Origin of the sequence: Desulfamplus magnetovallimortis (genome assembly GCF_900170035.1) — a bacterium.
GTDB lineage: Bacteria > Desulfobacterota > Desulfobacteria > Desulfobacterales > Desulfobacteraceae > Desulfamplus > Desulfamplus magnetovallimortis.
On sequence record NZ_LT828566.1, the window covers coordinates 24,441 to 31,053 of the forward strand.

Below are 6,613 nucleotides of genomic sequence, written 5' to 3' on the forward strand. Positions count from 1 at the left end.
AGTTCGGTAAATATGTGAGCCTGTCAGACGCAAAGCTCACCGGTGAGGAGGCAAGGAAACTATCTTCTGAAGAGCTTGCCAATTTTAATCAAATAGCCTGTGCCATGAATGAGGCACAAGAGCAGGTTAAGGCGTACAGCAGTACTTTAAAGAAACGATATCCGGAACTGCGGCTCAAAAGCTTTGCTGTTGTGGCACTGGGGTTTGAGCGGTTGTGCTGGAGAGAGATTAATTTCGACGATGTGTGACCAACAATTTGGAGTTTAAGTAATTCGTCCAGGTTGAGACATGCCAAATGTCAGTCAATTCTATTGACCTGATTTCCAGGAGAAAATTTTATCATGTCAAAAGGATGCTCATGATTTTTATCCTGTAAATCCTGGTTATCCTGGGCATCCTGATTCAGACAGTATTGACAATGTTCAAAAGCTTATGGGTGTCGTTTTTGAGTATATAGAGAACGAATCAATGTTATTCTGAAAACCTCATTTCCAACGCAATAGTTATTAAAATGAAATCGGACTTTTTACACTCTCGTCAATAATTACAGTGTGATCAATAATGGAGGCTCAAAATGCAATTTCTCAGCAAACCATCAAGAATATGCTTTACATCAGTTTTGCTTGGTTTCGTCTATTTTGTTTTATGGGCATTTTTTCTGAGCCCTGCTGTTTCCATATCACAAGAGATTGATACGGAGAGACAGAACTGGCAGATATTTACCAGCGGAAACTTCATTCAGGCACTGCTTCTTTCGGATGACAGTAACACCCTTTGGGTGGGAACCAACGGAGGGGGGCTGGAAAAAAGGGATGCCCTTACAGGAGAGCTTCAGGAAAGGTTCATAAACCAGAATGGTCTGCCGGGCAATGTGATCTGGTCTATGCTTTCTGATGGTAATGGCGGGGTATGGGTGGGAACGAATGAAGGGCTTGCACATTTTCATGGCGATGGTACATTGGAGGTTTTTGACATCAATAATTCAGGACTTCCGGCTAACTTGGTTTTAGCACTGGCAGCCGATCATGATGGTGGAATATGGGTTGCTACTGATTCAGGTTTTGCCCACATGACGGCTGAAAAAGAGTGGGAGGTATTTAACAGTGAAAACTCGCCTCTGCCTGGTTATGGTGATAGAGTTAGGGTGAATGCGCTTCTTCTGGACGAAGAGGGTGGCATCTGGGCAGGAACCTGGAGTGGCCTTGCTCATTTACAGCATGATGGCATCTGGCAGATATTTCAGGCTGAAGATATGGGATACACTGACACACCAATGTTCCTGCCAAACCCGATATATACCCGTTCAAGCCCGATATATACTCGTACAAACAGAACATCCTATTTACCGGATATTGACATTGCCTCTTTGCTTTCTGACAGCCAGGGCGGGATTTGGGTGGGCAGTAATAATGAAAACGGCCTTTTTCACCTGAAATCCGAGGGTACCTGGGAGATTTTTAATTCTGTAAATTCAGGAATCCCGGATGATAACATTTACACACTGCTTTCCGATGGCAATGGTGGTATCTGGATGGGTACATTGCGAAGCGGACTTGTTCATATGACAGAAAAAGGGGATTTGAAGTTTTTTAATGAAGAAAATTCGCCATTAACGGACAACTGGATCACCGCAATTACCGCCGACTCCAGAGGAGGGATCTGGGTGGGAACCAAAAGGGGGCTTTTTCATTATCAAAGCGATGGAACATGGAATACTCCTGATACTATGCTGTCTCAATTGCCTGGTAACTGGATTGCTGATCTGCTTTGGGATTATCGCGGTGGAATCTGGGTGGGAATGGACGATTTCGGTCTTGCTCATTTCAAGGGAGATAATACATGGGAATTTTTAAACTCTGGTAATTCCGGATTGATAGATGACAATATTTCCTCACTTGCTACAGATGCTTATGACGGTGAAAATCTTGGAATCTGGGTGGGATATTATGGAGGGCTTGCCCATTTTGATTTAGAAGAAGAGAGTTGGACAGTTTTTGATTCAACAAATTCCGGATTACTGGGCATTGTTCCTCTATCCCTTCTTGGAGATCTGTATGGAGGTGTCTGGGTAGGAACCTATGAGGGCATAACCCATCTGAAACCAGATGGAGAATACGATATTTTTCATAGTGAAAATTCAGATTTGCCCCATAATAACGTATTTCATCTGCTCTCTGATGGTAATGACGGAATCTGGGCAGCCACAAGAGATGGCCTTGCCCACCTTGAACATAATGGTGCATGGGAAGTGTTCCGTACTTATAATTCAGGGATTTCGGACAACTGGATTAATACCCTCCATATGGATCAAGATGGAGGTATCTGGGCAGGAGCAGAGGGCAGTGGCCTATCCTATTTAAAAAGTGATGGGGAGTGGCAGAATTTTGATGATGAAAATTCAGGGCTTCCAGATAATTGGGTAAGTGCTTTTTCAACAGGTTACAGCAATGGACTCTGGGTGGGTACCAACAAAGGTCTTGCCCACTTTGGCAATGATGGGCTTTGGAGCGTTTATGATCAAACAAATTCCCATATTCCGGATAACCATGTGAGACATCTTTTGCCTGACCTTAGCGGAGGTATATGGATAGGGACGCTTAACGGTGGGCTTTCCCATTTGATTTTGACTGGAGTTCCTGTGCAAATTGCTACCACAGATTCGCCGGATATTAAGATGGAATGGTTTTTAAACAGTGCTCCTGTCGATTATCAGAATGTAAAGTATGTTGAGTTGCAGCGTGCGCTTTCCAGAACCAGTCCCTTTGAAACAGTTAATGATACATCTGGAAATCCGGTTCGGTTTGATGTGGATTACACCCATTGCCCGAATCCTCGTGTTGATCAGTGCTGGCCAACTGTCAAAGGGCATACTCCTGCATATAAAGAGGAAGGAGATCTTCAGATTAAAGGCTACACCCTTGATCTGCCAGTAACCGATCCTGAATGGCTGGAGGGTGTACCGCGATACTTTCGCCTGTCAGCAGTAATTGAGGAAGATGGCAGATTTATAAGAGTGGCTGACAATAATGAAGCTTCTCTTATGACGCCCGCTGTTGAGGAGTACCCCAGAATAGAACTTTCACTTGAACGCTATGCCATTGCCATATTGCCAGGAAGCAGTACAGATATAACTCTGTTTGTTTCTTCCCTTGATCTTTTTACAGGGGAAGTTGAAATTGCAACTTCAATAATTTCGGATATGTCCGAAATATCAAATCTCCAGGATTCAATTCAAATCCAGCTTTCTCCCCGGACTTTAACACTTTCTCCCGGAGAAATAGCTTCGGTGCTTCTACACATTGAAATTTCACCTGAAGTAACCCATAGCACGGCATCAATCATTCAAATAATTCCCAAAAATCAGTATAATAATACTCCATTTAAAAGCACTTCACTGACTGTTTATACAGGAACAGAACCAATGGCTGCTCTGAGTATTGCCCATACTGCCAGACGCCCCAGGGTTTTAGATGGAGTGACTCTTTCAGGTAATATTGTGCCTTCCCAGAGCGGACAGGAGGTCATTATTACAGGTAAAAATGCCATTTCCGGCAATGAAATTGAGCTATTGACCCTGGTAACAGATGAAAAAGGTTTTTTTGAAGGAACCATTTTTCCGGAAAATGCCGGAACACTTGTGCTTACAGCCCGGTCTCTCCCTACTTTTCAATCTGATGGAGTAACAAGCAACAGCCCGGAAATATTTATACTTCCTGCAAAAAATCAAATTGGCCTTACATCCAACGTTGATATGGCGACCTCAAAAAAAGATAATCTTGTAATTGAAGGCATGATTACACCTGTTCGACCTTCTGATACAAAAACAAATTCAGGAACAGAGTCAGGATTTGTAAATCTTGATATTCGATTCCTTGATCCTGCTTCTACACAAAGTGATCCTCAAGTCCAATTTGTGGGGATTGTCGATGTTGATGAAGATGGAAAATTTACAAAAAATATTGTGGTGCCAGGAGATGGTTTTATCAATGTAAAGGCAAGCTTGCCGGAAACATCTGATTTCCTTGGAATTGAAACTAAACTTGTCATCCCTATTGGTCAACCTGTGGGAGAGGGAATCATAGTTGTCTCGGAGTCTGGTGATCCAGAATTTCAGGAAATTTCAAAATCCCTTGGCAAATATGTGTATAACACACTTAAAACCAGAAATATTCCAAAGGAACGTATCCGTTACCTTGGTCTTTATGATGAATCAGATCATTCAGATGAATTATTTGTTCCTGATGCCTCTGCGGATAAAATCAACCTCCATCATGCCATTACAGAGTGGGCAGTTTCATTGATTTCAACAGATGACCCCTACCAAACTCCTTTAAATCTCTACCTCATCGGAGATGTTGAAGAAGGTAGTTTCAGGCTCAATGCCAATGAGCTTCTGAGTGCAGAGGAGTTGAATTCATATTTAGATGAAGCAGAAAGCCTTCTTTCAGGTGACAATGTCTCAGATAATAAAGGTTTTCCTGTAACCATTGTCCTTGAAGGCTCACAATCGGAAAAATGGATTGAACAAATTGCAGGAAAGGGCAGGATCATACTCACATCTTCTTCAAGCAAATCCCTTGATCAAGGCGGTTATGCAGGATACGACTCTCTTGGAGAAAGTTCTTTTTCCAGATATTTCTATCAATTCATCAACTATGGCAGCGACATTGAAGGCTCCTTTGCAGAGGCCAATTACGAAATTCTGAAATTTTATCGTCACACCCAGCGACCCGTCATGGATGCCGATGGAGATGGCGTGGGTACCACCAAATATGACAGATATGAAGCCTCCGGAAAATATATTGAATACAGACCGTCTGGAAATCTGAGGCCGGAAGTAAGAGCCACAAATCCAGACATGACTGTAAACAGAAAAGATGGCAGTACACTGTGGGCCATTGCCACTGACCCTGAAACAGAAATTCAGGGGGTATTTTGCTCCATAACCGGACACAATGGAGATAATACATTAAATATAGATATGCAACATGACAGGGGAGATATGTATTTGGCTGAGTTTAATCCTGTTAAGTTAGGTTTTCCATTGGGATTGCACCAGCTCGTTTATTACGCAAAAGACAAATCCGGCAATGTATCCCTGCCTGTGGAAAAATTTATTAATGTGGTGTCAGGTGAATCTGTACCTGGAGATAATCTCCCAGATGCTCCTGAAATGAGCATTACTATCAAGGAAACCCTGGTTACCATTTCCTGGTCAGATGTGGAGGGGGCAGACAGCTATACACTTTTTTATGCTCCTTATCCCAATGCGGAATACATTGGAGAGATTGATGTGGGGGTGGAGAGATCAATAACATTTGATGGAGCTGGCATGGCTTTTTACGGTGCAATAAAAGCCTGCAATGATATGGGATGCAGTAGTTTTTCCAATATTGAATGGTTTGATTTAAAATAAGTGATAAATGATAAGTGATTTACGCAAGGAGTTTTTATAATGCAAAATCCATTGAAATATCCATTACCTGAAAGAATCGGAGAGCCGGATTTGCTGGTTGGACGTGAAAATGAGTTTGCCCTGTTCCATAAATGGATTGATAAAATACCCAAACGCCTTTCTAAATCGAAAGTGATACTTGCCCGCAGAAAAAGCGGAAAAACTGCTTTTATTCAAAGGCTTTTTAACCAGCTTTGGAGTGAAAACGGCAAGGTGATTCCCATTTTTTTCGAGATCTCGGAAGATAAAAAATGGTTTCCTAATTTTGCAGTGGGCTATTACCGCATTTTTGCATCACAATTTATTTCCTTTCTGGAGCGGCAAGGCTCTTTTGTACGCACTCCTCTTTCGATGGATGAAATCAGAGCATATGGAGAGGGGCATAAACTGGATTTACTGGTTCGGGATGTAGATAACATCCTGGATGGTAAAGTAAACGGAGATTATGATCTGATATGGCAAACCGCCTACACTGCCCCTGAGCGTATGGCAGCTGAATATGACCTGCGTTTTCTGGTAATAATCGATGAATTTCAGAATATTACAAATACTATTTACCACGACAAAGATCGTCAGACCAATCCTGATGAAACCATGGCAGGCAGTTTCCACGGCGTGTCAGAATCTAAAATTGCACCAATGCTTGTAACAGGTTCCTATGTTGGCTGGCTTGTGGGCATTTTAGATAAATATCTCGAAGCCGGAAGGCTCAAACGCTTTTTCATGTCTCCATATCTCACCCCGGATGAGGGTTTGCAGGCAGTATTCAAGTATTCAGAATATTATGAGAAGCCCATAACCACTGAAACTGCCATTCAGATCAACCAGCTTTGCCAGTCAGATCCATTTTTCATATCCTGTGTCATGGCAAATGAATTCCATGGCAATGATTTAACTACACGCCAAGGCGTCATTGATACGGTGAATTTTGAAATATCGGATCGAAAATCTGAAATGTCCATGACCTGGGGGGAGTATATTGAGCTGACATTGCAGAGGGTCAATGACATCCATGCAAAAAAAATTCTTCTTCACATGAGCAAACATGCAGATCGGGACTGGACACCAAAGGAGCTGAAGGATACGCTAAAACTTGATCTGGATTTAAAGGATATCCAGCACAGGCTTCGCACCCTTGTAAAGGCTGATCTTTTGACC

3 protein-coding genes are annotated in these 6,613 nt (G+C 42.5%); all 3 read left to right on the forward strand.

Annotation, left to right across the window (positions count from 1 at the left end; genetic code table 11):
* The coding region (locus MTBBW1_RS28755; protein ID WP_222424177.1) for a hypothetical protein at positions 1-248 on the forward strand (248 nt) is incomplete at its 5' end.
* A gap of 326 nt (positions 249-574) precedes the next feature.
* Positions 575-5,416, forward strand: a complete 4,842-nt coding sequence (locus tag MTBBW1_RS25550; RefSeq protein ID WP_080809360.1) for a ligand-binding sensor domain-containing protein — start codon at positions 575-577, stop codon at positions 5,414-5,416.
* Positions 5,417-5,455: 39 nt separating this feature from the next.
* Positions 5,456-6,613 (forward strand): ATP-binding protein (locus MTBBW1_RS25555; RefSeq protein WP_186441715.1); only part of this gene is annotated, 1,158 nt, incomplete at its 3' end.

Bases quoted from the DNA above. Each gene is read 5' to 3' on its own strand.
- MTBBW1_RS25550 (WP_080809360.1), top strand. From the start codon at position 575: ATGCAATTTCTCAGCAAACCATCAAGAATATGCTTTACATCAGTTTTG.